Consider the following 25,222-nt stretch of genomic DNA (forward strand, 5'->3'; position numbering starts at 1 on the left):
AATCCGTTTAAAAAGGGTAAAGCGTACCCGCGATTATTTGGGGTAAAGCGGCGGCAGGCTGCTGGATTCGCTGGCGGTGTCCTGCTCGCGTTCGGCGGCCGGGATGCTGCGAATCGCTTTCCACAGCTCTTCACCTTGCCAGTATTGGCCGGTTTCGCTGTAGAGCGCGCCGTTGAGGCCGTCCAGTGCATCGGACAGCAGTACAAAACGTGCGGCCATTTCGGCCAGGGTTTCTGGTTGTTGCCGCGCCCAGGCGTCTAACGCCTGACGCGTGGCCTGCGGGTCGTTGGCCAGGCAGGCGCGTTTGATGTCGTCGAGTAGCGTGCGTGGGCTCGGACCGGTTTGTGCCGCCCGCAGAATGGCTGGTTGCCAGCGTGCGCGCCACCACAGGCCGAAGCCAATCAATGTGGTACAGGCCAGCAGCAAGGTGCTCAGTTGCCAGAGCCACAGCGTTGAGTCATCGCTGTCGACGACCGGGCCAGTACCGGCCAGCGAGTCGGCGGCCAGGCTGGTGTTGGCCGCCACTTGCAAGGTGCGGGCGGGCAGGTAGCTGCGTTCAAGACGGTCTTCGTGGGTGTTCCACCACACCAGTTCAACGGCGGGCAGTTCCACCTGGCCCACTCGCGTCGGCACCAAGGCTTCACGCTCTTCGCGGCTGCCGATCAGACCATTGTCAGTGACCTGATTGCTCAGTTGCGGCAAGTCCGGGTAACGCCGCAAGCCATTCACGTCGGTGGCGGGCAGCGGCGGCAATTGGGCGCTGGACAGCCCTTCGGCCTTGAGGGTCAGGGTGCGGGTCAGCGAGTCGCCTACTTTGGAATGATCCGGCTCGGGGTTCCAGGTTTCGCTCAGGCTCAGGCTGCGGGCCGGTAACCAGGCGGCAGTGGCCGGGTAGTCTTCAGGCTTGGGCTTGACCTGCAAGGGGATCTCGGTGGAGGTCACGTGGACCATTTTCCCGGGTTTGGGCGCGCTGGGCGTCGAGGTGTTGCCGGGCTGGTTGTCCACCTGGGTCGCGCTGAAGGTCAACGCGGGGATTTGCAGCTCGCCGCTGTGTTGCGGATAGATGCCGTAGCGCACCTCGATCACGCCGTGGCGCACACCATTGATCAGCTTCTCGTAAGTGCGTGACTCGCCCAACTGCTCAACGATGGCGTCTTGCAGGTGCAGCGGGGTCAAGTTGCTGTCGTCGTAGAGCGCCACCGAGTGATAAACGCGCAAGGTCAAAATCGCCTGGGCTTGTACGTACACACTAGGCTGATCGAGGCTGGCCTCAATGAATACAGGGGCCAGCTCGGAGTCACTGGCGCTGCTCTGGGTCACCGTAAGGTTGATCGGCAAGCTGTGGTAATCGCCCACTTGCAGGGACGGAATGGTCACGGTGCCGGTTTGTTTGGGTTGCAGGGTGATGATCCAGCGGGTGGTGGCTTTGTTGTCATCGTTGAGCGTGGTCAGTTGGTTGACCTGACGCGTGCCGCGCACTTCAAACAGGGTGTCCAGCGGCGCCAGATCGGGTTTGCCGAACAACGTGGCGTCATTGGTCTCCAGGGTCAGCTCGACGGTTTCACCGGAGTTGAGCTGATCGCGGTCAACACTGGCGACCAGCCCCAGCGCATGGGCGGGTACTGTCCAGCAACAGAGCAAAAAGAGTAAAACGCAGAAGCGATTCATTGCGGCGAGTCCTGATGTTGCTGCTGTTCGTACCAAAATTTTCGTCGTAGCAATTCACTGGGGTTGTCGGGAATTTGTCTGAGCCATTGCTCCAGCGCATGGTGGTGTTCGTCATCCAGCACATCCATGGTCGGGGCGGTTGGACGGGTGGTGGTCTGTTCTTCCGGTTCGTTGCCGGGCTCGTTGGCGGCCGGTGGCGGTTCGACGGCGTCGTCCGGGTTGGCATGGGCGGCCGGGTCGGTGGCCGCGCTGCTTTGATCATGTTGGCCGTTCTCGCCGGTGGTCGTGGCATTACTGCTGCTGACGGACGGATCGGTTTCGTCGGGTTCGGCGGGTTTTTCCGGCACTTTGTCCGGCGGCGGTGTGTCTTGTTCGCGTTTTTGCTCAAGCACTTGCTCGACCAGCGCCTTGTTCTGCGCGGCGACTTGCAGGTCGGGTTGCAGCTCCAGTGCTTGCTCATAGGCGTCAATTGCCGCCTCAAGCTCACCACTCATGGCCAATGCGTTACCGCGATTGTAGTGTGCGCTGGCACTGTTGACCTCGCCAAAGCGCTGAGCTGCCGCGCTGTAGTCGCCCGCCTGATACAGCGCCAGACCTTGCCACAAAGGATCTTTGAAGTGTTCGACGGCTTGTAACGGTTTTTTCTGCTCCAGCAGGCGCTGGCCTTGTTGGTCGGGGCGCAACCACAGATCGGTCAGGCTGAAGGCATAGCTGGGTTGAGGCAGCATGAAGAGCAGCGGCAGGCAGAACAGCCAGCCACGACGCCCTGCGCACGCGGCCAGCAGTAGCAGTGGCAGCAATAGCCAGTAGCCTTGGTCAGACCAGGTGTCCAGGCGCAGCGTCTGACCGTCGTCGCGTAAATGTTGCGGGCCATCGAGCAAACCCAGGCCGCGCAGGTCGTTGTCATCCAGCTTTGCTTGTCGGTAACTCCCCCCTACGTCTTCGGCAAAGGCACGCAGGCTCGGGCTGTCGAGGCGTGGCAGGAGGATGGCGCCCTGGGCGTCTTTCAGAAACTCGCCGTTTTCTTCGACCACCGGCGAGCCTTCGCGGGTGCCGACACCAAGTACCAACAGCGGCGGCGTGTGGCCGTCCAGTTCCTTGCGGATGCCAGCGCGCTCTTGTTCGCTGAGCGATGAAGTCACCAGCAAAAGTCGGCCTTCGCCCAGCGCACCTTGATCCAGCAGCTTGAGGGCTTTGTTGACGGCGAGGTCGGCGCGATTGCCCGGTTGCGGCATGATCGATGGCTTGACCGCTTCGAGCAGGTTGCGGCTGGTGGCCATGTCATCGGACAGCGGCACCAGCGTATGGGCGCTACCGGCGTAGACGATAATTGCCGTTTGCGCATCGCTGCGACTTTGCAGCAGGTCGTAGAGTTTGCGCCGTGCCTGTTCGAGGCGGTTGGGCTGGCTGTCGGTCGCGAGCATTTGCGGGGTCAGCTCAAGCATCACCACCAGCGGGTCGGCCGGTTTTTGCGCGGACTGTTCAACGCGTTCCCAGCTTGGTCCAAGCAAGGCAAACAGCGCCAGCAACCAGGCCAGGCCGAGGGCAATCCACGGCAGTTTGCTGTCGCGGCCATTACCGCCGCTGAGCAAGACGCGATGAAAGGCTTCGGGCAGGATCATCTGCCAGCGCCCGGCGCGTTTTTGCCGATGCCAGAGTTTCCATAGCAGCCAGCACAGCAGCGGCAGTGCCAGCAGCCATTCGGGGCGAAACCAATGCGGCCAGAGCGCGCTCATCGGCGCCTCCGCAAGCGCAGGCGTTTGAGCCGCGAGCGCCAGTCAGGATTTTGAGGCAGAAAGTGTTCCTTGCTCAGTAAACGTTGCAGCGGATGGTTGGGCCATAGCTCGCGGATCACCAGCAGCACGCTGAGCAGCAGTGCGCCAGCCAAAGGCCAGCTGTAAAGCGCCTGCGCCGGGCGTGCCTGAGTGGGCTGCTGGGCGACAGGTTCAAGTTGGTCGAGGGTGTCTTTGATGGCGGACAGCTCGTTGCCGTCGCGGGCACGGAAGTAGCGGCCGCCGGTAATGCGGGCGATTTCTTCCATGGCCGGCTCGTCCAGGTCCACGCCCGGGTTAATGCTGAACAGACCCTTGGCGGTGTTTTCTTGCGGATCGGAGCCAACCCCGATCGGGTAGATTCTGACGCCTTCTTCAGCCGCCAGGCGGGCCGCGGTCAAGGGATCGATCTGGCCGCCGTTGTTGGCGCCGTCGGTCACCAGGATCAGCACCCGGCTCTGCGCCGGACGTTGGCGCAGGCGCTTGACGGCCAGACCAATAGCGTCGCCGATGGCCGTGTTTTTACCGGCAATGCCGATGCGCGCTTCGTCGAGCCAGGTGCGAACGGTGTGCCGATCAAAGGTCAATGGCGCTTGCAGATACGCCTGGCTGCCAAACAGGATGAGGCCGACGCGGTCGCCTTCACGGTGTTCAAGAAAGTCACCCAGCAGCTTTTTCACCGAATCGAGGCGGGTGATGTCCTCGCTGTGCCAGTGCATGTCCGGGTAGTCCATGGAGCCCGAGACGTCCACGGCCACCAACAAATCGCGCCCGCTGGCAGCAATCGGCAGCGGTTCGCCGAGCCATTGCGGGCGGGCAGCAGCAGTCAGCAACAACAACCACAGCAACACATACGGCATTTGCTGACGCAGCGAAGGCAGGGTGGGCCGCGCCTTGCGCCGGGCCAGTTCTTCAAGGTCGCCCAAAAAACTGACTTTAAGTGCGGGTTCACCGCTGTCGGCAGCCGGCAGCACCAGGCGCATCACCCAGGGCAGTGGCAGTAAGGCGAATAGCCAGGGCCAGGCGAACTCAAACATGTTTGCGAATCCAGATTTCAACCGCTTGATTCAGCCCGGCGATGGCCTTGTCATCGAGCTTGCACTCGGGCTTGTAGGCGCCTTCTACCAGCACCATCCAGCGGGTCAAGCCGGCGGCCGGGCAGCGGTTGTCGAGAAACGCCAGCCACTTGCGACCATTGAGGGTATGGCTCTGGCTGTAGGGATAGTGGCTGCGGCACAGGCGTTTGAGCAGGCCGTTGAGTTGCTGCAGCCAGGCACCGGCAGGCGCGCCATCGTAAGGTTTGTTGAACCGCGCCAGCTCTTCCAGGGCCGCCAAACGTACCGGGTCAAGGGGCTGTTCGGTGGTGGCCAATTGACGCTTGGCGGGCAGATAACGGCGCAACCACCACAAACCCCAGGCCAGAGCCGGAATCAGGAGCAGCAGCAACCACCAGCCCGGCGCCGGTGGCCACAGGCCAATCGCCGGCGGGGTGATGAGCGGTTGCAGGTGTTCGAGCTCGTTCATGACGATTTGCCAGGGCGTTTGGCGTTCAGGTATTCACGAAGTTGTTCGATCATTTCGCTTTGCGTGCTGAGGGGCATCAGCAGTACCCGCAGCTTTTGTGCGAGCAACTCCCAACGTGCGATACGGGCTTCGGCCTGAGCACGGTAAGCCTGACGCAAATCATAGTTGAGCGTGTCCAGCTCCAGCTGTGCACCGCGCTCGGCAAAGCGCAGCAGCCCGGCGGCGGGCAGGGCGTGGTCCAGAGGGTCAGACAACGGCAGCAGAATCAGGTCGCAATGGCGTGATAACAGGCTCAGTTGCTGTTCGGCGGCGTCGGTCAGTGCCCGCTCATCACAAATCACCACCACCAGACTGCCGGGGCGCAGCACCTCGCGGGCGCGGATCAAGGCCATGCCCAGTGCGTCACGGTCTGACTGGACTTCGGTGTGCAGCGACTGATTGACCCGCACCAGCCGGTTGAGCAATTGCAGCAGGCTTTGCTTGCTGCGCCGTGGCTTGATTTCGTAATGCTCGTGGTCGCCAAACACCAGACCGCCCACCCGGTCGTTATGGCCCAGTGCGGCCCAGCCAATCAGACTCGCGGCTTGAGCAGCAAGCACCGACTTGAACATCAGCCCTGAACCGAAGAACAGCCGACGGCTTTGCTCGGCGAGGATGAAGATTGGCCGTTCGCGCTCCTCATGGAACATCTTGGTGTGCGGTTCCTGGGTGCGTGCGGTAACGCGCCAGTCAATGGTGCGAACATCGTCCCCGGCCTGATAAATCCGTACCTGATCGAAGTCGACCCCGCGCCCGCGCAGCTTGGAGTGGTGCAAGCCCACCAGCGGGCTGCGGTGGCCGGGGGTGGAGAACAGCTGCACCTCGCGCACGCGATGGCGCATCTCGATCAGTTCGGTGAGGGTCACACGAATGCCGGGTTCGGCGGGCAGGAGGGCGGTCATCGTCAGGCAACGGCAACAACGTCAAGGATGCGTTGCACCACGCGGTCCTGGTCAATGCCAGCCGCCTCGGCTTCGAAAGACAAAATAATACGGTGGCGCAGCACGTCGAACAGCACGGCCTGGATGTCTTCCGGGCTGACGAAGTCGCGACCGGCGAGCCAGGCGTGTGCACGGGCACAGCGATCAAGGGCAATCGAGCCACGGGGGCTGGCGCCGTAGGCAATCCACTCGGCCATTTCCGGGTCGAATTTGCCGGGCGTACGGGTCGCCATGACCAATTGCACCAGGTATTCCTCTACCGCATCGGCCATGTACAGGCCGAGGATTTCCTTGCGGGCGGCAAAAATGGCCTGTTGGCTGACCCTGCGTTCAGGCTTGGTTTCACCGTTGAGGGCTTCGCCACGGGCCTGTTGCAGGATACGGCGCTCTACGGCTGCGTCGGGGAAGCCAATTTTCACGTGCATCAGAAAACGGTCGAGCTGGGCTTCTGGCAGCGGGTAGGTGCCTTCTTGCTCGATGGGGTTTTGCGTGGCCATGACCAGAAACAGCGGTGACAGCTCGTAAGTGCTGCGCCCGACGCTGACCTGGCGCTCGGCCATCGCCTCAAGCAGAGCCGACTGCACTTTTGCCGGTGCCCGGTTGATTTCGTCGGCCAGCACCAGATTGTGGAAGATCGGGCCTTGCTGGAAGACAAAGCTGCCGGTTTCGGGGCGATAGATTTCAGTGCCGGTGATGTCGGCAGGCAACAGGTCGGGGGTGAACTGAATGCGATGGAACTGCGCTTCGATACCTTCCGCCAGCTCTTTGATGGCTTTGGTCTTGGCGAGGCCGGGCGCGCCTTCGACCAGCATATGGCCGTCAGCCAGCAGCGCGATCAACAAGCGGTCAATGAGTTTTTCTTGACCGAGAATCTGCGTTGAAAGAAAGGTTCGCAGCGCCAGTAGCGCTTCACGATGTTCCATCGATGACTGTTCCTGAAAAGGACTGCAACGCCGTATAAATTACGCCGTTGCCGGGGGCGTTACTTTAATCCATTGCGAGGGTTTCGGACTAATAGCAGGCGGGCTTTTTGTGCAAAAAAACCAAATCAGACAGGTTGTTGAGAATAGTGTTCATTTGGGTGGCGTCTACCGGGTGTCAGTAGTCGCAATTTGGCTGTTGTAGTCGCTGACGAGCCTGCGAGGCTGCGTCCGGCTTAAGTTAGCGAGCACGGTGTGTCAGATAGGCGCAGTGCTCTGTGTTTACGATCGCTATGCTATCGGACGTAGCCTCGCAGGCTCGGCAACTGCTACGGGAAAGTGCTCTGCCAGCAGTGCGGCAAAGGCGTCGCGTGCGGCATGCGAGCCGGTTTCGCTGTGCCAGAAAAACAGGTTGGGCATGGGCGCCAGTTCAGGGAAGCGGTAAGTGATCAGGTGTGCGCAGGCGCCAAACTGCTGAAGCATGCCCTCGGGTATCAGCGCCAAGCCTGCGCCAGCACTGACACAACCAATGATGCTACCCCAATTGGCGTAGTCGATTTTGCTGACTTCCAGACCGTGTTCCGCCACCCAGTTTTCCAGCGCCGCACGGTAAGGGCAGCCGGGCGGCCACATAAACACGGTATGCCGGTGCACGTCAGCCAGTTGCGCAAGCGGCGCCAGTTTCGGGCTCGCAATCAACACTAATTGTTCGTTGTAAAGCATTGTTTTAGATAGTTTTGTTTGAGTAATTGAGCCGGCGACCATGGCCCCGTCGAGACGGTGATGTTTAACGTCATCGAGCAGTTGTTTTGATTTGCCGGTGACCAACTCCAGCGTGACCTGCGGGTAGCGCTGATGGTACTCGGCGAGCAAGGGCGGCAGTCTGCCGGTTGCACAGGACTCAATTGCGCCAATGCGCAGCTTGCCGGCGGGCACGGCCTGGGGCGCAACCGCGCGTTTGGCCTGATCGACCAGCGCCAGAATCTGCTCGCTATAGCCCAAAAACACCTGCCCGGCTGCGCTGATGCGCAAGCCGCGACCGGCGCGGGTGAACAGTGCGGTGCCCAGTTCGCTTTCCAGTTGCTTGATGCGAGTGGTGATGTTCGACGGTACGCAATGCAACTGTTCGGCGGCCAGCGCAATGCTGCCGCACTCTGCCACGGCCTTGACCATGCGCAACTGGCTGAGCTCCATTGTTCACTCCTGATGAATTCTGGGCTCTTTATATCTCACTTGTGGCCCCACGTGAGCGCGATAAACACTGAACACCACTTCAATGGGTTCAGGATCACTAACGTGTCGTTACCTTTCAAACTGGCCGTGGCCATGGCGGCTGTCGTGTTGTGTTGGGCCTATTCACCGATCGGCATCCATATCGGGCTGGAAAGCTACTCGCCGGGGCACCTGGCTTTGCTGAGATTTTTAATTGCATCGCTGTTTATGGCGTTGATCGCGTTGTTTATCGGCATTGGCGTGCCTCGGCTGCGGGATGTGCCCTGGTTGATGCTGTTGGGGTTGTTCGCCGTGGCGTTGCACCACATGGCGTTGAACATGGGCCAGCGTTGGGTCAGCCCCGGCGCATCCAGTGTGCTGGCGCAAACCGCGCCATTGTTCAGCACATTTATCGCCGCGGTGTGCCTCAAGGAGCGCGTCAGCGGCTGGCGCTGGTTGTGGGTCGCGGTTGGCTTGCTCGGGGTCGTGGTGGTGATCTGGGGCGATAAAGGCGTGGGTGAGTTCCACCCGCAGGGCCTGGTGCTGTTACTGGCGGCGTTGTCCTGGAGCATTTATTTTGTGCTGCAAAAGCACATTTCTACTCGCTACAGCCCTTTAACCATAGTCTGTTACATGGTCTGGGGCGGCACGCTGTTGCTCTGCGTGTACTGGCCCGGGCTGACGGACGAGGTGCTCAAGGCGCCGGTCCGGGTGAATGTGGCGGTGTTGATCCTTGGCTTGTTTCCCAGTGCGTTGGCGTACCTGTTATGGGGCTTTGTACTGAATCACACCCAAGTCAGCCGTTCGGTCAGCGTGATGTACCTGATCCCGCCCGTCGCCATGGCGCTGGCGGCGGGTGTGTTGGGCAGTGAAGTTTCAGCCGGAGTGATTGCGGGGGCGGCTATTGTGCTGGGGAGCGTGATTGCGATGAGCCGCGAACCTCAGTCCAGGCGATAAAAATTCCGGGCATTTTGCCACAGTGCCTTTTGCGCCCCGGCTTCACCCAAGGCATTAACTACAACATCTATGTCATTGTTTTCAAAGGTTCTTGGTGCGCGGGTTGACGGTAAATCAGTGCCGAATATCAAGGCGCTCGGGTTGGCCGCGTGAATGTCTTTAAGTACCTGCGGTACGTCGAAGTCAACCCGGCCAAAACCGCAGGCCTTGATGCGCACCCCGTGCTCGGCAAGGCGCAGCAAAGCCGGCAAACCTTCGTGGCTCAGCCCCAGATGGTCGATGCTCAGCGCTGGCAATCGCAGCAAACGTTCGTACAACGGCGCCAGTTCCCGAGAGTCGATGTACAGCTCTGAATGCCAGCCCACGCAGTCGTAGACGCGCTTGGCCAGTGATTCGAGTTGGTCGAGCTGCTCTGAGCCGCCGCGCTTGAGGTTGAAGCGCAGGGCACGAACGCCGTGCTGGTTCAACGCTTCAAGCTCGGCGTCAGTGACGCTGGCCGGCAGTTGGGTGACGCCGACAAAGCCTGCGCCCAAGCGTTTGAGTGCGGCGATCAGGTAGGTTTGATCAAAGCCCTGAAACGAGCCTGAAACCACCGCGCCCCCGACGACGCCCAGCTCGCGGGTACGCGCGAGGTAATCATCAACGCTGAAAAAGTCTGGCACGTAGCCGTTATTGGGAATCAGCGGATAAGCCTTGTCGATGATGTGGCAGTGGGCATCGAAGAGTTGGCGCATGGCGGTCATACCTGTCGGTGTGCGGGTTCGGGCTGTAGTGGGTCAGTTCAATTCGCTGATGTAGGTGCCGGTGCCGTCGAGAATGTTTTTCAGGGTTTGCTCGATCTCGGCCAGTTCATCGGCATCAGCGCTATGGAGGATCTCCAGATGGTCGCTGCCGTTCAGCACGTCGGCATCGCCGGGCGCCACTTCGATCAGCAGGCGCGTCGGGCTGAGTGTGACCTTTACGCCGTCGAGGCTGGAAGGCTCATCATCCAGGGTGATTTCCAGTTCGTCCTCGTCCGGGTAGCGCGACATCAGAAACATTTCGCCCTTGTCGCTGTGGCAGCACAGCATGGCCATGTTGTCTTCTTCGTCGTCACACGGGTTGGCCATGAGCAGGGCGGTGGTCATTTGCATGGTGGGGAATTCCTGGCGCTGAGCGCATCTAATCACTGAACAAGCGGCGATTTTGCCAGCCCGCGCGTTTTTATGCTGGCTCAATCTTGGTAGGTGGCTGATGGCCTGTTATTTCGTGTCAGATATTTCTGATACTGCCGACAGAAATTAAGGCGTTTTTATGAAGTTTTATGAGTGTCCACTGCTAGGGTTGTTCCTGTCCGGGTCACAAGATTGCCGCCCCATGACCGAATATGTCGCCGCACCGCAAGCAGGCCGGGCGATGCAGTCGTTAAGCTGCGTTGTTGATGGTTATCGCTAAACATGCAGCCTGTGGACCTGGCAGTCGTCTTTACCGATAAGCATCCCGGAATAATGTTGTGACCTCAGGGTTACAGCCAGCTTCACCTCCCTGTCACGCTGTGTTCTTGAAGGTTGAGCACAGTAGTGACAGGTCCCCCAAGCGGGAATAGCACGCGACGCTTCTCTCAATAACAAGCCCAAGCGGAGTACCACAGATGGCGTTCTTCACCGCAGCCAGCAAAGCCGACTTCCAGCATCAACTGCAATCTGCACTGGCCCAGCACGTTAGCGAACAGGCTCTGCCACAAGTAGCCCTGTTTGCTGAGCAATTCTTCGGCATCATTTCACTGGACGAACTCACCCAACGGCGCATGTCCGATCTCGCCGGCTGCACCCTGTCGGCCTGGAGGTTGCTGGAGCGCTTTGACCCGGACCAGCCGCAAGTGCGTGTGTTCAACCCCGACTACGAGCGCCATGGCTGGCAATCAACCCACACTGCGGTTGAAGTGCTGCACCACGATTTGCCGTTTCTGGTGGACTCGGTGCGTACCGAGCTGAACCGCCGTGGTTACAGCATCCACACCCTGCAAACCACCGTATTGAGCGTGCGTCGCGGCAGCAAGGGTGAGCTGCTGGAAATCCTGCCCAAAGGCACTACTGGTGAAGGCATCGCGCAAGAGTCGTTGATGTACCTGGAGATTGACCGCTGCTCGAACGCCGCTGAATTGAATGTACTGAGCAAGGAGCTGGAGCAGGTTCTGGGTGAAGTGCGCATTGCCGTGGCTGACTTTGAGCCGATGAAGGCCAAGGTCAGAGAGCTGCTGGCCAGTGTCGACAACTGCCCGTATGCCGTGGATGCTGGTGAAAAAGCCGAGATCAAGAGCTTTTTGGAGTGGTTGCTGGGTAACCACTTCACCTTCCTCGGCTATGAAGAGTTTGTGGTACGTGACGAGGCAGACGGCGGCCATATCGAATATGACCCGCAGTCGTTCCTCGGCCTGACCAAGCTGCTGCGCGTCGGCTTGACCGCTGAAGACCTGCGTATCGAAGATTATGCGGTGAGCTACCTGCGGGAACCGACCCTGTTGTCGTTCACCAAGGCTGCCCACCCGAGCCGCGTGCACCGCCCGGCGTACCCGGATTACGTGTCGATCCGCCAGATCGACGCAGATGGCAAAGTGATCAAGGAATGCCGCTTTATGGGCTTGTACACCTCGTCGGTGTATGGCGAAAGCGTGCGAGTGATTCCTTATATCCGCCGCAAAGTGGACGAGATCGAGCGCCGTTCTGGCTTCCAGGCCAAAGCTCACTTGGGCAAAGAGTTGGCGCAGGTGCTGGAAGTCCTGCCCCGTGATGACTTGTTCCAGACCCCGGTGGATGAGCTGTTCAGCACCGTGATGTCGATTGTGCAAATCCAGGAACGCAACAAGATCCGCGTGTTCCTGCGCAAAGACCCGTATGGGCGTTTCTGCTATTGCCTGGCCTACGTACCGCGTGACGTGTATTCCACCGAGGTGCGACAGAAGATTCAGCAAGTGCTGATGGACCGTCTGCAAGCGTCGGATTGCGAGTTCTGGACCTTCTTCTCGGAGTCCGTGCTGGCGCGGGTTCAGCTGATTCTGCGGGTTGATCCGAAAAACCGCATCGACATCGATCCGTTGTTGCTGGAAAAAGAAGTGGTTCAGGCGTGCCGCAGCTGGAACGACGACTACGCCAGCCTGGTGGTTGAAAGCTTCGGTGAAGCCAATGGCACCAAGGTGCTGGCGGACTTTCCGAAAGGCTTCCCGGCAGGTTACCGCGAGCGCTTTGCCGCGCACTCGGCGGTGGTGGACATGCAGCATTTGTCCAATTTGAGCGAAAAGAAACCGCTGGTGATGAGTTTCTACCAGCCGCTGGGCCAAAGCGCCGGGCAGGAACTGCATTGCAAGCTGTACCACGCTGATACGCCGCTGGCGCTGTCTGACGTATTGCCGATTCTGGAAAACCTTGGCTTGCGCGTATTGGGCGAGTTCCCGTACCGCCTGCGTCACGCCAATGGCCGTGAGTTCTGGATCCATGACTTTGCCTTTACCGCCGGCGAAGGCTTGAACCTGGATATCCAGCAGCTCAACGACACACTGCAAGATGCCTTCGTGCATATCGTCCAGGGCGATGCCGAGAACGATGCGTTCAACCGCCTGGTGCTGACGGCCGGTTTGCCGTGGCGTGATGTGGCGTTGCTGCGGGCTTATGCGCGTTACTTGAAGCAGATCCGCCTGGGCTTCGATCTGGGCTACATCGCCAGCACCCTGAACAACCACACCGACATCGCCCGCGAATTGACCCGGTTGTTCAAGACCCGCTTCTATCTGGCGCGCAAGCTGACCGCCGAAGACCTGGAAGACAAGCAACAGCGTCTGGAACAGGCGATTCTGACTGCACTGGACGACGTTCAGGTGCTCAACGAAGACCGCATCTTGCGACGTTATCTGGACCTGATCAAAGCCACCCTGCGAACCAACTTCTACCAGCCGGATGCCAACGGCCAGAACCGTTCGTATTTCAGCTTCAAGTTCAACCCGCACCTGATTCCAGAGCTGCCCAAGCCGGTGCCGAAGTTTGAAATCTTTGTCTATTCGCCTCGGGTTGAAGGTGTTCACTTGCGTTTCGGCAACGTGGCCCGTGGTGGCTTGCGCTGGTCCGACCGTGAAGAAGACTTCCGTACTGAAGTGCTGGGCCTGGTAAAAGCCCAACAAGTGAAGAACTCGGTGATCGTGCCGGTAGGGGCCAAGGGCGGTTTTGTTCCGCGTCGCCTGCCACTGGGCGGTAGCCGTGATGAAGTACAGGCCGAAGCCATTGCTTGCTACCGCATCTTCATCTCCGGCCTGCTGGACATCACTGACAACCTCAAGGATGGCGCGCTGGTGCCGCCATTGAACGTAGTGCGCCATGACGACGATGACCCGTACTTGGTGGTCGCGGCGGATAAAGGCACAGCGACTTTCTCGGACATTGCCAATGGCATTGCCATTGACTATGGCTTCTGGCTGGGTGACGCCTTCGCATCGGGCGGTTCGGCTGGTTATGACCACAAGAAAATGGGCATTACCGCCCGTGGTGCCTGGGTGGGCGTGCAGCGTCACTTCAGAGAGCGCGGGATCAACGTCCAGCAAGACAGCATCAGCGTAGTGGGCGTCGGCGACATGGCCGGTGACGTGTTCGGTAATGGCTTGTTGATGTCTGACAAATTGCAGCTGGTTGCGGCCTTTAACCACCTGCACATCTTTATCGACCCTAATCCTGAGCCAGCCAACAGCTTTGCCGAGCGTCAGCGCTTGTTCGACTTGCCGCGTTCAGCCTGGTCGGACTACGACACCAGCATCATGTCAGCGGGCGGCGGGATCTTCTCCCGCAGTGCGAAAAGCATCGCCATCTCACCGCAGATGAAAGAGCGCTTTGCGATCACTGCCGACAAACTGACCCCGACCGAGCTGCTCAATGCCTTGCTCAAGGCCCCGGTAGACCTGTTGTGGAACGGCGGTATCGGTACTTACGTCAAGGCCAGCACGGAAAGCCATGCCGATGTGGGTGACAAGGCCAACGATGCGCTGCGCGTGAATGGCAACGAGTTGCGCTGCAAGGTGGTGGGCGAGGGCGGTAACCTCGGCATGACCCAACTGGGCCGTGTGGAGTTTGGCCTGAACGGCGGCGGCTCGAACACAGACTTTATCGACAATGCCGGCGGCGTGGACTGCTCTGACCACGAAGTGAATATCAAGATCCTGCTCAATGAAGTGGTGCAGGCAGGCGATATGACCGAGAAACAGCGCAACCAACTGCTCGGCAGCATGACTGACGAAGTGAGCGCGCTGGTATTGGGCAACAACTATAAGCAGACGCAGGCCATTTCTCTGGCAGCGCGTCGTGCCTATGAGCGAATTGCTGAATACAAACGCCTGATGAACGACCTGGAATCCCGTGGCAAGCTGGACCGCGCCATTGAGTTCCTGCCGTCTGAAGAGCAGCTCAACGAGCGCGTGGCCGCAGGTCATGGGCTGACACGCCCTGAACTGTCGGTCTTGATCTCGTACAGCAAGATCGACCTCAAGGAGGCGTTGCTCAACTCCCAGGTGCCGGATGACGACTACCTGACCCGCGACATGGAAACGGCCTTCCCGCCAATGCTGGTCAACAAGTTTGCCGCAGCCATGCGCCGTCACCGCTTGAAGCGCGAGATTGTCAGCACGCAGATCGCCAACGACCTGGTCAACCACATGGGCATCACCTTTGTGGAGCGCCTGAAAGAGTCGACCGGCATGAGCGCGGCCAATGTGGCCGGGGCTTATGTCATCGTGCGTGACATTTTTCACCTCCCGCACTGGTTCCGTCAGATCGAAGCGCTGGACTATCAAGTGCCGGCCGAAATTCAGCTGGCATTGATGGACGAACTGATGCGCCTGGGCCGTCGTGCCACCCGCTGGTTCTTGCGCAGCCGCCGTAACGAGCTGGACGCAGCGCGCGATGTTGCGCACTTCGGTCCGCATCTGGCCGCGTTGGGCCTCAAGCTCAACGAACTGCTGGAAGGCCCGACCCGCGAAGGCTGGGAGACCCGTTATCAGGCGTACGTTGATGCGGGCGTGCCGGAATTGCTGTCGCGCATGGTGGCAGGCACCACGCACCTGTACACCTTGCTGCCGATCATCGAGGCGTCTGATGTTACCGGCCAGAACGCCGCAGATGTGGCCAAGGCGTACTTTGCCGTGGGCAGCGCGCTGGACCTGACCTGGTACTTGCAACAGATCAGCAACTTGCCGGTGGAAAACAACTGGCAGGCGCTGGCCCGGGAGGCCTTCCGTGACGACATCGACTGGCAGCAGCGCGCAATCACCGTGTCGGTGTTGCAGATGGCTGATGCCCCGGTCGAAATCGAAGCACGGGTAGCCCTGTGGCTTGAGCAGAACCAGTCGATGGTTGAGCGCTGGCGTTCGATGCTGGTCGACCTGCGTGCGGCTACCGGCAACGACTACGCGATGTATGCCGTGGCCAACCGTGAGCTGCTGGATCTGGCGTTGAGCGGTCAAACAGGGCTCTGACAGCCTGAGCAGTAAAAAAAGCCCCGGCTCAGTTGAACTGAGCCGGGGCTTTTTTGTTTCTGGTAGCTGCGCGAGCGTTAGATGCCCATGCTGCCCAAGGTCTGCACGATATTGCGCAGAGTGACCGCCAGCGATGGATGTTCAACTTCAAAACGCTCAACGGCGAGATTGACGTTGTCAGCCAGGCTGCTGTCGTTAGTGGCTTTTTCCAGAGCAATCTCGGCTTCAATCTGCTTGGCCAGATCGTTTAGATGCTCGCGTTGTTCTTCATTGAGCGGCGGATTCTGGTCCAGTTGCTCGCGCAAGGTATTGAGTTGTTCTTGCAGTTCGCGGGCAGGCATAGCATTCATCCTTTATTGATAGGCACTGTTGTAGACCTTCGAGAAGCGCAAAAGATCTATAAGCGGGCGTCTAGATTAATCCAGTCTCGCGAAGAGTGCATGATCTCTATCAAATCGGCCGGCATCACTCCAACTCTGCTTAGGGGGCTGTCAAAAATGCAATTGCCGTTATACTCATCGCCTGACCCCAGGGCGTAGCGCCCAAGTGATACGTATTCTCAAGGAGTTTTGCTATGCGCTGGACCAAGCGTCTTGCTCAAATTGGCCTGTGTGCCACTGTGTCAATGGCACCGTTTGCTGCCAATGCGGCCACCGAGGCTGACCCGTGGGAAGGTTTCAACCGTGCCATATTCACGTTTAACGACACGCTTGATACCTATGCCTTGAAGCCAATTGCTCAGGGTTACCAGTTCATCACGCCGCAGTTTCTGCAAGACGGCATTCACAACATGTACCGAAACATCGGCGATGTGCGCAACCTGGCCAACGACGTGTTGCAAGGCAAGCCTCACGCCGCAGCTGTCGACACCTCACGTATGTTGATGAACACCATCTTCGGTATCGGCGGCTTCTTTGATGTGGGCACCAAAATGGGCCTGCAACGTAATGACGAAGATTTCGGCCAGACGCTGGGTCGTTGGGGCCTGCCAAGCGGTCCTTATCTGGTTTTGCCGCTGCTGGGCCCAAGCACCGTGCGTGACGCAGCCGGTATCTACCCGGACTCCTTCACCAAGCCATACCGCTACATGAACGATATTCCGGCGCGCAACATGGCGATCGGCATGGATGTGATCGATGCGCGTGCCAGCCTGTTGTCGGCAGAAAAACTGATCACCGGCGACAAGTACGTCTTTATTCGTAACGCGTACCTGCAAAACCGTGAGTTCAGAATCAAAGACGGCGAGGTTGAAGACGACTTTTAAGTCATTCATTTGCCCACAAAAAAACGGCCTTTACGGCCGTTTTTTGCATGTAAGTTCATGAAAAAAATGCATCTTTAAGGGCGTTTAAACCAAGGTTTTAGTTGCTGTTTACGATGTTCTTATAACCCGAGGGAATTTAACCGGGTGAACACGTCAAGCCGCTATCGGCCTGAGCTTGAAACCCCCCGCAGATGGGAGTACCGTCTGCGCCTTACACGAGCACCTTTGCAGGAATGATTAAAACAATCGTTCTGATGAGGGATGTTCAAAAGCCTATTCAGTCGTTGGGCCCGATGTGTTCGAGCCCTGACGCAAACCTAATTCTGGCGCCGTTTGCCCACATGCAAAAAACCAGTGCCACGCTGCTGATCATTGATGACGACGAAGTAGTGCGTGCCAGTTTGGCAGCCTATTTGGAAGACAGCGGCTTCAGCGTCCTGCAGGCCAGTAATGGCGTGCAAGGTCTCAAGGTGTTCGAGCAAGAGCAACCGGACTTAGTGATCTGCGATCTGCGCATGCCGCAAATGAGCGGCCTGGAGTTGATTCGCCAGGTCGCCCAGCGCTCGGCACAGACCCCGGTGATCGTGATTTCGGGCGCCGGTGTGATGAGCGATGTGGTCGAGGCGCTGCGTCTGGGCGCCGCCGACTACCTGATCAAGCCGCTTGAAGACCTGGCGGTGCTTGAGCATTCCGTGCATCGAGCGCTGGACCGCGCCCGGTTATTGCACGAGAACCAGCGCTACCGCGAGAAGCTGGAGTCTGCCAACCGCGAGCTTGAAGCCAGCCTGCACTTGCTGCAGGAAGACCAGAACGCCGGGCGGCAGGTGCAGATGAACATGCTGCCTACCAGCCCCTGGTCGCTCGACGGATTCGACTTTGCGCACCAGATTATTCCGTCGTTGTATTTGTCGGGTGATTTCGTCGACTACTTCAAGGTCGATGAGCGTCGGGTAGCGTTTTACCTTGCGGATGTTTCTGGCCATGGCGCGTCTTCAGCGTTCGTGACTGTGTTGCTCAAGTTCATGACCACGCGTCTGCTGTTTGAATCCAAGCGCAATGGCACTTTGCCTGAGTTCAAGCCATCTGAAGTGCTCGCGCACATCAACCGCGGCTTGATCAACTGCAAGCTGGGCAAGCATGTGACCATGGTCGGCGGTGTGATTGACCAAGAGACCGGCCTGCTCACTTACAGCATCGGTGGGCACCTGCCATTACCGGTGCTGTTCACCCCGGACAGCGTGACTTATCTTGAAGGGCGAGGGTTGCCGGTCGGCCTGTTCAACGAGGCCACTTACGAAGATCAAGTGCTTAAATTGCCCGAGACATTCAGCCTGACGTTGATGTCTGACGGAATTTTGGACCTTTTGGCCGAGCCTACACTCAAAGAGAAAGAAGCTGCTCTACCTCAGTTGGTAAAAGCAGCGGGTGGCAGCCTGGATGGTCTGCGCCAGGTTTTTGGATTAGCTACGCTAGGGGAGATGCCGGATGATATCGCCCTGATGGTGTTAAGCAGGAATCTTACATGAGTACCGGTAGAATTCAGTTCGCCGAACAGGACGGCACCTTCGTCCTGAAGTTTGTCGGTGAAGTGCGTCTGACACTGTGTTCAGCACTGGATGCGACAATCGAAAGGATCTTCACGGCGCGCAACTTTACAGCCATCGTGATTGACCTGACAGAGACTCGCAGTATCGACAGCACCACATTGGGCTTGCTGGCGAAACTGTCGATTTTGTCGCGCCAAAAAATAGGCCTGTTGCCGACGGTCGTGACCACCCACGAAGACATCACCCGATTGTTGCAGTCGATGGGCTTCGATCAGGTCTTCAACATCATCAACAGACCAATACCTTGCCCTGAGTGCCTCACAGACTTGCCGTCGCAAGACGAGACTGAAGACGTGGTGCGGGTCAAGGTGCTCGAAGCGCACAAAATCCTGATGGGCCTCAATGATTCCAACCGTGAAGCCTTTCATGACCTGGTGAACGCGCTCGAGCGCCATTGATCCATAGCGCACAAAAAAGGGGCCGTCCTGAACAGGAACGGCCCCTTTTGCTTGCCCGGTTTTTAGCGGCCTTCCAACAGCTCGGCGGCTTGATCCAGCAGCGCCAGAGGATCCTTGGCTTTATGGATATCCGCCGACAGCAACTGACGAAAGCGTCGCGCGCCAGGGAAGCCCTGACCCAAGCCCAGAATATGCCGCGTGATGTGATGCATCGAACCGCCCGAGGCGATATGCGCAGCAATATACGGCCTTAGCTGCTCCAGCACTTGCGCACGGGTGATAATCGGCTCTGCGCTGCCAAACAGTTGCTGATCGACCTCCGCCAGCAGATACGAGTTGTGATACGCCTCACGGCCCAGCATCACACCATCAAATACCTGCAAATGTGCGTGGCATTCCTCCAGCGTCTTGATACCGCCGTTAAGGACAATCTCCAGCTCCGGGAAATCAGCCTTCAACTGAGCTACAACGTCATAGCGCAGCGGCGGGATATCACGGTTTTCTTTCGGTGAAAGCCCTTCCAGAATCGCGATACGCGCATGCACCGTAAAGCTTTCGCAACCGGCATCACGCACCGTGCCGACAAAATCGCACAACTGCGCGTAGCTATCACGGCCATTGATCCCGATACGGTGCTTGACCGTCACCGGAATCGACACCGCATCGCGCATCGCCTTCACACACTCGGCGACCAGCGCCGGATGAGCCATCAAACACGCGCCAATCATATTGTTCTGCACCCGATCACTCGGGCAGCCGACATTCAGATTCACCTCGTCATAACCCGCCGCCTGCGCCAAACGCGCGCACGCCGCCAAATCCGCAGGCGTACTGCCGCCCAACTGCAACGCCAACGGGTGCTCAGTATCGTCATGCCGCAAAAACCGCTCGGCATCACCGTGCAGCAAAGCACCCGTGGTGACCATCTCGGTGTACAACAGCGCATGTTTGGACATCAGCCGCAGGAAGAATCGGCAATGGCGGTCAGTCCAATCCATCATGGGCGCAACAGAAAACCTCCTAACTACCGGATCTACTGGGCGGGCTAGGTTTTCTGTGGGTTCTGAGTGCATTCGGGTAACTCTCATTCACTACTGTTTACCACCGTTTTTGCTTATTTTTGATATGGTGTTGCTGAAATTCAGCAAACTCATTCAGGCGTTCAGCAAAAAATGGGCTCTATAACCGTTCGCAAGCGCAAGGACGGGTCTGTCGCTTACAACGCGCAGGTCCGGATCATGCAAAAGGGCGTCACAGTTTATCAGGAAAGCCAGACCTTCGACCGTAAGGCGTCCGCGCTCGCCTGGATCAAACGTGTCGAAACAGAAATGGCTGCTCCTGGAGCAATAATCAAAGCCAATCGTTCAGGGGTAACGGTCAAGGAAATGATTGACCGCTATCTTCTTGAATACGAGAAGCTCAGGCCCTTGGGTAAAACGAAGCGAGCCACGCTGAAGGCGATTGGTGAAACCTGGCTTGGCAAGCTGGAAGACAAAGAGATAACCAGCCAAAAGCTGGTTGAGTACGCGAACGGTCGAATGAAGGATGATGGAATCCAGGCTCAGACTGTTGGTAATGACTTGGCTCACTTTGGTGCGGTCCTTTCGGTAGCCCGGCCGGCCTGGGGATATGACATTGACCCGATGGCCATGCCCGACGCACGCAAAGTCTTGAGAAAGATGGGTGCGGTCACCCGCAGCAAGGAAAGGAATCGTCGGCCAACCCTAGAGGAGTTGGACAAGCTGTTTGAGTATTTCAGCCAAATGCGCGACAGGCGCAGACAAGAAATAGATATGGTGCGTGTCGTCGCGTTTGCCCTTTTCTCTACGCGACGTCAGGAAGAGATAACCCGCATCAAATGGGCCGACATTGACGAGGATCGAAAGATGGTCCTCATTACGGACATGAAAAACCCGGGCCAGAAATACGGAAATGACATTTGGTGCCTTGTGCCTGATGAGGCGTGGCGCATCATGAAGTCGATGCCTAAAGTCGCAGATGATGTTTTCCCGTACAACTCGCGCTCAGTATCTGCCGCATTCACGCGTGCCTGCCGCTTTCTTGAAATTGAAGACTTACACTTTCATGACCTGCGTCACGACGGGGTGAGTCGGCTTTTTGAGGTGGGCTGGGATATCCCGAAAGTAGCCTCTGTGTCCGGGCACCGGGATTGGAACTCAATGCGTCGATACACGCATTTAAAAGGGGATGGCGACCCGTATAAAGATTGGCCTTGGCTGGAGAGGATAATTGCGGGCCCCATTATCGAGGCCCAGAAGCGAATTAAGAAACGCGACGAAAGCTAGAGCCACGCATCAGTTTGTCGTGCTCTGTGCGGGCGCGTGAATGCTGCGCATCTATATAAGCCGCAAGGTCTTTGAGGTGAACTCCTCTTGCAGACTTTTGGCTGCGCTCCATCGGGACGAGCGGCAGGTCGATTTGGCCGGCCGCGACTTTCATCTTCATTTTTTCAGGCGTCAAATGGCTAAAGTAATCGGCGCATACCCGCGCAAGCGGGATGATGGCTTGGCCGCCGTACTGTGCCAGGAGCAGAAATTCAGTATTCATTGACATGTCTCCGTGCGGCCGCGCTGGGCGGCAGAGGGTGGGTTAGATGGAGGCCTTCTTGATCGCTGCCCGGGCGTCAAACATGGCGTAGTACAGACGGTGGAATATCGCGCAGGACGGATCTTCATGGTCGTCGCCGCCATGCTCGAAGATTCCGTCGATGGTTCCGCTGTAATTGCTGGCGATCTGCTCACATTCGCCAGCTATCTGAGTGAGCGACTCCAGCGCTTTCAACAGAGCCTCGCTGTTCGCGCGCTCTTCCCGGCCTATATCCCAGAAACGCTGCCCCCAATGTCCGGCCGGTGGCGGGTTGGTGTTTTGAGCGCCGAGTGCCAGGGCTCCGACTACCGCGTCGAGCAGGTCACGTTTATAGGCGTTGTCGCCATCAATGCTCAGGCCGTTTCGGCGCAGTGCGTCCAAGGCAGTGTTGAGGTTCGATTCAGGCGAAGGCAGCGCCAGGTCAAATTCTTTCTTGCCGGGGCGGTAGGCCACCACCAGCAGTTCGCAATCGTGCGGCAGATGCTGCGCCATATCCGAGATCGCTTCGATAGCGGCATCGCGGAATGCATTCTTTTCTTGGGACATGGGAATACCTCGCCCGCCGGGGGCCGGCAGGCTAATCAATGTTGTTGGTTAAGAGGGGGGTAGCGGAAAGGCTAATCAGGTGCGGCGTTCCTTCTCGCGCTCGATATCGATCTGCGCATACAGCGCGTCGACCTTTTCACTTTTCTTTTGGAGGGCTTGCGATCGTTTGATGTGGGCCAACATTGCCGCGTCGTACGGCTGAATCAGCCCCAGAAGTCGCAACTGCTCTTTGGCGTCGGTCTGCTCGCTGAGCTTGACCGCCAAGCAGTCGCGCTCTTTAAAGTCGTATCCGTCGAGCGCTCGATTTTCCTTTTCCATTGCTTCGAGAACGTCCGCTGACTGCCTTTCCCAGCGCAGATACAGCAGCTCGCTTCGCTTTGGCATTGAGAAGAGGTGCCGCTGCCTGATCCAGGCCGCCAACTCTTCCTTGGTCATTTCATCGAGGATGTCTTTTTTCACGATTTGTTTACTCATGCGCGCGCACCTGGCCCGCCAGTCACTGGCAGGCATATAAATGAGGATCACGGTTTGGTAGGAAACCATTCAGTGTCGTATTCGAACTGGGTCACCAGCGCGGGGCTGACGCTCGGCACATTTCGCTCGAAATTGATAGAGCCGAAAGGCTTCTTTATCCAGTCGGCCGCTTCTGAAGCAAATCGCTCTTTGTAGATTCGAACCAGGTGGTCAGCCGCTGCTGAGTAGTCCTCTTCGCGGTAGTTAGCCTCGACAACTGCGCCGCGACACACCTGCCACACAGTTCGTTTTGGCGAGTCCTCGGCAGCTTTGATCTTTTTATCCATGGCCTCGCGGGCATAGCGCAACTGGTCCAGGCTGAGGGCCGCTACCCAGGAGTCGGTGCTTATGCTTAGGGTGTGGCCGTGTTCACACTTAATTTCAGGCATAGGAAAACCCCGCCCACCGATCACCGGCAGGCTGATTGAGTTGTAAAGTTTGGGTTTACAGCTGACCAAATGAGATCCGCAGGAATGCTTACGACATTGCCGAGTTGCACGGCGATGATGGCGCGCAGCACTGCGTCCTCCCGCGTTTCACCGGGCATTCGCTCGCACGGGTCACGATCCTCTCGCGCATTGGCCAGCCACTTGTAGCTCCACCCAGGCTCAACCCAGACGTTGTACTTGTCTATCAGCCTGTCGACCGTGGCTTGCTCAATCTGGAGGTCAAAGGGGAGTTGCATCTGGCCGGGTAAAGGCGGGGGAGTGCCTTCGATTGAGTCAATGGCCCATAGCAGGGCGGATCCGGTCAGTTCTTCGGTTTTCACCTTGCTCATTGTTTTCATGGGCAAGGCTCCGTCAGGCTATCCGCTTGAAGCTAACGCACCAAACCCAGGGGTTTGCATCCCAGTCGCCGCCGACAGAACTCCACAGGCATGCAAAAGACTCAACCGGGCTATCCGAGAAGTGCTTGCCGTCTTCGACGTGATAGCCGCCGTCCGAATGCTTTTTGATGCCCTCGGCCAGAGCCTGCTCTTCGGTGATGTCCTGCAATCGCTCGACCCGCACGTCGGTGACCTCCAGCAGGATGCGACTGGCCCAGCGGGGCATGTGGATACTGGGTCGCCAACGGATCAGCTCTTCTTCACCCTCAAAGTCAGGTATGCCGTCGGCTCGGTAATGAATTTCGCAATCTGCGCGCTCCTGCTCCGGCACACTGGCTTCGCGGTAGTCGTTGATGAAGCAGGTCTCGCGAACCCATAGCCGGTCGCCGAGCTTTCCGTATGGGCAAGCGATTGGATATTCCATGCCTTCATGATCTGAGGCAAAGTCACCAAAAGCGTTGTATGGTCGCCAGCCTTTGCCGTGGTCAAGCATCATGAAGCCATCGGCGTGAGCCTTGGTCGCCTTGACTGGGCGTCGCGTTACCGTCTTTCGGCCTTCCAGGATGGCGCGAACCATTGGCGCCAAAAACAGGATTGGGCGTTCTTTGATAGCTTCACTCATGGGGCGAGCTCCAGTTGAGCACCTATCTTCGCTGCAAGTTCTGCGGCTGCGACTTCATATGCCTCAGGGTGCTGTTTGTCGAATGATGGCGTTCGGTCTGTTGCGAGCCACTGGCCTGGGGAGGCGCCCTTGTCGAGCCAAGCCTTGGTGCTGGAGGATTGAGTCCAGGCAGTCGGGCTCATGCCAAGCTCTTTGATCTGTTTGGAGGTGATGAAGCCTTGGCTGCGTAGCAATGCCAGTGCCCGCAGCGCTTTCTCCTTCCAGGGAGTCAAGCGAATAGGTGCTGGCACGCCGGCTGCAACTTGCGGAACCACCATCGGAACTTGGCAGCGCTCTTCGGGATTCCAGTCGAACAGTTCGCCATCGTTGAAATGCCCCGATCCGTGGAGAAGGTCGCGCAACTTGTAAGCGCAGAACTCCATTCGCCTCTCGAGACCATCCCTTGAGGAATAACCCTCTCGAGGGGTCAACACCGGTACCCCCCTGAAGCCAAGAAGTTTGGCAATGCCTGTGCTGGCGTCGGTGATCTTGGAGACGATAACCAGGCGATGGTCCGGGCCTTTCAGGCCATACCTGAACTGCCATGGCTCAGGCATGATCTGGTCAGCAACCTTGGCGTTCAACTGAAGCTTTGCTTCTACGCCGATCTGGCGACCGTCCTGATGCACCACGAGAATGTCGAAGCCGCCAGTTTCTGGGTAGCAGGTCCATCCTGGCTGAGCGTTCATGTCGCGGATGAATATCTCGCACAGCTCAGCCTCCGTTTTGATCGGTGTGATTTCAGGCATAGCGATTCCTTGGCCGCTATAGCGGCTGGCTTTGAATTGGGAGGGGGAGTCTTAAGCTTAAGTGGACGTGCTTACAAAGATGGATTACAAGCTAAGGTCTACTGATCTTTGATCAGACTGAGGTTATTGGGTATGTCGCTCCTAAAAAAGATCTCGCTGATCCATCTGTACCGAGGTCACGTAGTCCACATGGTTTTTTATTGGGCTAAGACCAGCGATACAGCGCCTTCATATGTGCATATTGTTGAGGACGGAAAAATCAAAAGTTCCGATGACTATGCGGTGCGGCTAACTGGCCCTTGGGCTGACTTTCTAAGCGCGCTGGTCGAAACGGTAACAACTGCCGATAGGTATATTGACAGCCAATTAGATTGCCGCTGAAGCTGGCATGAGCCGTTCTACCTCCATCCGATAAAATTGGGCGTATTGTTTATGCGGCTTCTGCTTGGCTTTCGACCGTACGCCATGGATCGTTGGCTCTGGCCAGTGCCGCCATCGGCGGTGGGCTGATGCTGTTGCAGCTGGTAGGTG

At 58.1% G+C, this 25,222-nt stretch carries 24 protein-coding genes; 6 read left to right on the forward strand and 18 right to left on the reverse strand.

Features of this window, described 5'->3' with window-relative positions:
• Positions 1 to 33: 33 nt before the first annotated feature.
• From ACJJU9_RS11250 to ACJJU9_RS11280, 7 genes are all read right to left on the reverse strand, one after another.
• Positions 34 to 1,668, reverse strand: coding sequence for a BatD family protein (locus tag ACJJU9_RS11250; protein WP_407730752.1), 1,635 nt, complete (start codon positions 1,666 to 1,668; stop codon positions 34 to 36).
• On the reverse strand, positions 1,665 to 3,404 hold the full coding sequence (locus ACJJU9_RS11255; protein WP_407730753.1) for a tetratricopeptide repeat protein: 1,740 nt from the start codon (positions 3,402 to 3,404) through the stop codon (positions 1,665 to 1,667). Before ACJJU9_RS11255 ends, ACJJU9_RS11250 begins: the two co-directional genes overlap by 4 nt.
• A complete protein-coding gene (locus ACJJU9_RS11260) occupies positions 3,401 to 4,477 on the reverse strand; it encodes a vWA domain-containing protein (RefSeq protein ID WP_407730754.1) in 1,077 nt (358 codons plus the stop codon). Before ACJJU9_RS11260 ends, ACJJU9_RS11255 begins: the two co-directional genes overlap by 4 nt.
• On the reverse strand, positions 4,470 to 4,964 hold the full coding sequence (locus ACJJU9_RS11265; protein WP_048387975.1) for a DUF4381 domain-containing protein: 495 nt from the start codon (positions 4,962 to 4,964) through the stop codon (positions 4,470 to 4,472). The genes ACJJU9_RS11260 and ACJJU9_RS11265 overlap by 8 nt, the downstream gene beginning before the upstream one ends.
• Entirely contained in the window at positions 4,961 to 5,905 is a 945-nt protein-coding gene (locus ACJJU9_RS11270) for a DUF58 domain-containing protein (protein WP_048387977.1), read from the reverse strand. The genes ACJJU9_RS11265 and ACJJU9_RS11270 overlap by 4 nt, the downstream gene beginning before the upstream one ends.
• A 2-nt stretch (positions 5,906 to 5,907) precedes the next feature.
• Complete coding sequence (locus ACJJU9_RS11275; protein WP_016780594.1) at positions 5,908 to 6,867, reverse strand: MoxR family ATPase; 960 nt, start codon at positions 6,865 to 6,867, stop codon at positions 5,908 to 5,910.
• Positions 6,868 to 7,155: 288 nt separating this feature from the next.
• Positions 7,156 to 8,058, reverse strand: a complete 903-nt coding sequence (locus ACJJU9_RS11280) for a LysR family transcriptional regulator (RefSeq protein WP_407730755.1) — start codon at positions 8,056 to 8,058, stop codon at positions 7,156 to 7,158.
• Between the two features lie 132 nt (positions 8,059 to 8,190).
• On the opposite strand from ACJJU9_RS11280, the gene ACJJU9_RS11285 reads away from it, so the two are divergent.
• A complete protein-coding gene (locus ACJJU9_RS11285; RefSeq protein WP_153328025.1) occupies positions 8,191 to 9,033 on the forward strand; it encodes a DMT family transporter in 843 nt (280 codons plus the stop codon).
• On the opposite strand, the gene ACJJU9_RS11290 is transcribed toward ACJJU9_RS11285, so the two are convergent.
• Positions 9,018 to 9,767, reverse strand: a complete 750-nt coding sequence (locus ACJJU9_RS11290) for an amidohydrolase family protein (protein WP_407730756.1) — start codon at positions 9,765 to 9,767, stop codon at positions 9,018 to 9,020. The two genes, ACJJU9_RS11285 and ACJJU9_RS11290, sit on opposite strands and share 16 nt — an antisense overlap.
• A 42-nt stretch (positions 9,768 to 9,809) precedes the next feature.
• On the reverse strand, positions 9,810 to 10,166 hold the full coding sequence (locus ACJJU9_RS11295; RefSeq protein WP_048370287.1) for a hypothetical protein: 357 nt from the start codon (positions 10,164 to 10,166) through the stop codon (positions 9,810 to 9,812).
• Positions 10,167 to 10,663: 497 nt separating this feature from the next.
• Between ACJJU9_RS11295 and ACJJU9_RS11300 the strand changes: the two genes are divergently transcribed.
• Positions 10,664 to 15,520: an NAD-glutamate dehydrogenase gene (locus ACJJU9_RS11300; RefSeq protein WP_153434481.1), complete on the forward strand. Its 4,857-nt coding sequence runs from the start codon at positions 10,664 to 10,666 to the stop codon at positions 15,518 to 15,520.
• A gap of 77 nt (positions 15,521 to 15,597) precedes the next feature.
• Here ACJJU9_RS11300 and ACJJU9_RS11305 read toward each other — a convergent pair whose 3' ends face one another.
• Positions 15,598 to 15,861 carry a DUF4404 family protein gene (locus ACJJU9_RS11305; RefSeq protein WP_048370290.1) on the reverse strand — a complete coding sequence of 88 codons (264 nt, stop codon included), beginning with the start codon at positions 15,859 to 15,861 and terminating at the stop codon, positions 15,598 to 15,600.
• Positions 15,862 to 16,094: 233 nt separating this feature from the next.
• On the opposite strand from ACJJU9_RS11305, the gene ACJJU9_RS11310 reads away from it, so the two are divergent.
• The 3 genes from ACJJU9_RS11310 to rssC all read left to right on the forward strand — a co-directional run bounded on the left by ACJJU9_RS11310 (position 16,095) and on the right by rssC (position 18,789).
• Positions 16,095 to 16,784 (forward strand): VacJ family lipoprotein, encoded by a 690-nt coding sequence (locus tag ACJJU9_RS11310; protein WP_048370292.1) that lies wholly within the window; start codon positions 16,095 to 16,097, stop codon positions 16,782 to 16,784.
• A gap of 341 nt (positions 16,785 to 17,125) precedes the next feature.
• Complete coding sequence (gene rssB / locus ACJJU9_RS11315) at positions 17,126 to 18,310, forward strand: two-component system response regulator RssB (RefSeq protein WP_153372789.1); 1,185 nt, start codon at positions 17,126 to 17,128, stop codon at positions 18,308 to 18,310.
• Positions 18,307 to 18,789 carry an anti-sigma factor antagonist RssC gene (gene rssC / locus ACJJU9_RS11320; protein ID WP_048370295.1) on the forward strand — a complete coding sequence of 161 codons (483 nt, stop codon included), beginning with the start codon at positions 18,307 to 18,309 and terminating at the stop codon, positions 18,787 to 18,789. Before rssB ends, rssC begins: the two co-directional genes overlap by 4 nt.
• 62 nt (positions 18,790 to 18,851) lie before the next feature.
• Here the strand turns inward: rssC and dusA are convergent, their stop codons facing one another.
• Positions 18,852 to 19,862: a tRNA dihydrouridine(20/20a) synthase DusA gene (gene dusA / locus ACJJU9_RS11325; RefSeq protein WP_407730757.1), complete on the reverse strand. Its 1,011-nt coding sequence runs from the start codon at positions 19,860 to 19,862 to the stop codon at positions 18,852 to 18,854.
• 99 nt (positions 19,863 to 19,961) lie between these two features.
• Between dusA and ACJJU9_RS11330 the strand changes: the two genes are divergently transcribed.
• Positions 19,962 to 21,095 (forward strand): site-specific integrase, encoded by a 1,134-nt coding sequence (locus ACJJU9_RS11330; RefSeq protein ID WP_407730758.1) that lies wholly within the window; start codon positions 19,962 to 19,964, stop codon positions 21,093 to 21,095.
• Here ACJJU9_RS11330 and ACJJU9_RS11335 read toward each other — a convergent pair.
• The 7 genes from ACJJU9_RS11335 to ACJJU9_RS11365 form a co-directional block, all read right to left on the reverse strand.
• Complete coding sequence (locus ACJJU9_RS11335) at positions 21,073 to 21,357, reverse strand: pyocin activator PrtN family protein (RefSeq protein ID WP_407730759.1); 285 nt, start codon at positions 21,355 to 21,357, stop codon at positions 21,073 to 21,075. The genes ACJJU9_RS11330 and ACJJU9_RS11335 overlap by 23 nt on opposite strands.
• Before the next feature lie 42 nt (positions 21,358 to 21,399).
• The gene (locus tag ACJJU9_RS11340; RefSeq protein ID WP_407730760.1) at positions 21,400 to 21,942 is read right to left on the reverse strand and encodes a hypothetical protein; all 543 of its coding nucleotides are present in this window, start codon (positions 21,940 to 21,942) and stop codon (positions 21,400 to 21,402) included.
• Positions 21,943 to 22,017: 75 nt separating this feature from the next.
• Positions 22,018 to 22,416 carry a hypothetical protein gene (locus ACJJU9_RS11345; protein ID WP_407730761.1) on the reverse strand — a complete coding sequence of 133 codons (399 nt, stop codon included), beginning with the start codon at positions 22,414 to 22,416 and terminating at the stop codon, positions 22,018 to 22,020.
• A 47-nt stretch (positions 22,417 to 22,463) separates the two neighbouring features.
• Positions 22,464 to 22,844, reverse strand: a complete 381-nt coding sequence (locus ACJJU9_RS11350) for a hypothetical protein (protein WP_407730762.1) — start codon at positions 22,842 to 22,844, stop codon at positions 22,464 to 22,466.
• A 20-nt stretch (positions 22,845 to 22,864) separates the two neighbouring features.
• Positions 22,865 to 23,242, reverse strand: a complete 378-nt coding sequence (locus ACJJU9_RS11355; RefSeq protein ID WP_407730763.1) for a hypothetical protein — start codon at positions 23,240 to 23,242, stop codon at positions 22,865 to 22,867.
• 13 nt (positions 23,243 to 23,255) lie between these two features.
• Positions 23,256 to 23,903 (reverse strand): hypothetical protein, encoded by a 648-nt coding sequence (locus ACJJU9_RS11360; RefSeq protein ID WP_407730764.1) that lies wholly within the window; start codon positions 23,901 to 23,903, stop codon positions 23,256 to 23,258.
• Positions 23,900 to 24,691: a hypothetical protein gene (locus ACJJU9_RS11365; RefSeq protein WP_407730765.1), complete on the reverse strand. Its 792-nt coding sequence runs from the start codon at positions 24,689 to 24,691 to the stop codon at positions 23,900 to 23,902. Before ACJJU9_RS11365 ends, ACJJU9_RS11360 begins: the two co-directional genes overlap by 4 nt.
• Positions 24,692 to 25,222 lie beyond the last annotated feature (531 nt).

The sequence above is a fragment of the Pseudomonas helleri genome, assembly GCF_045830615.1.
In the GTDB taxonomy this organism is placed as follows: Bacteria; Pseudomonadota; Gammaproteobacteria; order Pseudomonadales; family Pseudomonadaceae; genus Aquipseudomonas; species Aquipseudomonas helleri.

Coding starts and splice junctions, on each gene's coding strand:
- ACJJU9_RS11360 (WP_407730764.1), bottom strand. CDS start 23,903: ATGAGTGAAGCTATCAAAGAACGCCCAATCCTGTTTTTGGCGCCAATG.
- ACJJU9_RS11285 (WP_153328025.1), top strand. CDS start 8,191: ATGGCGGCTGTCGTGTTGTGTTGGGCCTATTCACCGATCGGCATCCAT.
- ACJJU9_RS11295 (WP_048370287.1), bottom strand. CDS start 10,166: ATGCAAATGACCACCGCCCTGCTCATGGCCAACCCGTGTGACGACGAA.
- ACJJU9_RS11340 (WP_407730760.1), bottom strand. CDS start 21,942: ATGTCCCAAGAAAAGAATGCATTCCGCGATGCCGCTATCGAAGCGATC.
- ACJJU9_RS11335 (WP_407730759.1), bottom strand. CDS start 21,357: ATGAATACTGAATTTCTGCTCCTGGCACAGTACGGCGGCCAAGCCATC.
- ACJJU9_RS11355 (WP_407730763.1), bottom strand. CDS start 23,242: ATGAAAACAATGAGCAAGGTGAAAACCGAAGAACTGACCGGATCCGCC.
- ACJJU9_RS11330 (WP_407730758.1), top strand. CDS start 19,962: ATGGGCTCTATAACCGTTCGCAAGCGCAAGGACGGGTCTGTCGCTTAC.
- ACJJU9_RS11250 (WP_407730752.1), bottom strand. CDS start 1,668: ATGAATCGCTTCTGCGTTTTACTCTTTTTGCTCTGTTGCTGGACAGTA.
- dusA (WP_407730757.1), bottom strand. CDS start 19,862: ATGCACTCAGAACCCACAGAAAACCTAGCCCGCCCAGTAGATCCGGTA.
- ACJJU9_RS11280 (WP_407730755.1), bottom strand. CDS start 8,058: ATGGAGCTCAGCCAGTTGCGCATGGTCAAGGCCGTGGCAGAGTGCGGC.
- ACJJU9_RS11350 (WP_407730762.1), bottom strand. CDS start 22,844: ATGCCTGAAATTAAGTGTGAACACGGCCACACCCTAAGCATAAGCACC.
- ACJJU9_RS11270 (WP_048387977.1), bottom strand. CDS start 5,905: ATGACCGCCCTCCTGCCCGCCGAACCCGGCATTCGTGTGACCCTCACC.
- ACJJU9_RS11345 (WP_407730761.1), bottom strand. CDS start 22,416: ATGAGTAAACAAATCGTGAAAAAAGACATCCTCGATGAAATGACCAAG.
- ACJJU9_RS11260 (WP_407730754.1), bottom strand. CDS start 4,477: ATGTTTGAGTTCGCCTGGCCCTGGCTATTCGCCTTACTGCCACTGCCC.
- ACJJU9_RS11305 (WP_048370290.1), bottom strand. CDS start 15,861: ATGCCTGCCCGCGAACTGCAAGAACAACTCAATACCTTGCGCGAGCAA.
- ACJJU9_RS11255 (WP_407730753.1), bottom strand. CDS start 3,404: ATGAGCGCGCTCTGGCCGCATTGGTTTCGCCCCGAATGGCTGCTGGCA.
- rssC (WP_048370295.1), top strand. CDS start 18,307: ATGAGTACCGGTAGAATTCAGTTCGCCGAACAGGACGGCACCTTCGTC.
- ACJJU9_RS11275 (WP_016780594.1), bottom strand. CDS start 6,867: ATGGAACATCGTGAAGCGCTACTGGCGCTGCGAACCTTTCTTTCAACG.
- ACJJU9_RS11265 (WP_048387975.1), bottom strand. CDS start 4,964: ATGAACGAGCTCGAACACCTGCAACCGCTCATCACCCCGCCGGCGATT.
- ACJJU9_RS11300 (WP_153434481.1), top strand. CDS start 10,664: ATGGCGTTCTTCACCGCAGCCAGCAAAGCCGACTTCCAGCATCAACTG.
- rssB (WP_153372789.1), top strand. CDS start 17,126: ATGCAAAAAACCAGTGCCACGCTGCTGATCATTGATGACGACGAAGTA.
- ACJJU9_RS11290 (WP_407730756.1), bottom strand. CDS start 9,767: ATGCGCCAACTCTTCGATGCCCACTGCCACATCATCGACAAGGCTTAT.
- ACJJU9_RS11310 (WP_048370292.1), top strand. CDS start 16,095: ATGCGCTGGACCAAGCGTCTTGCTCAAATTGGCCTGTGTGCCACTGTG.
- ACJJU9_RS11365 (WP_407730765.1), bottom strand. CDS start 24,691: ATGCCTGAAATCACACCGATCAAAACGGAGGCTGAGCTGTGCGAGATA.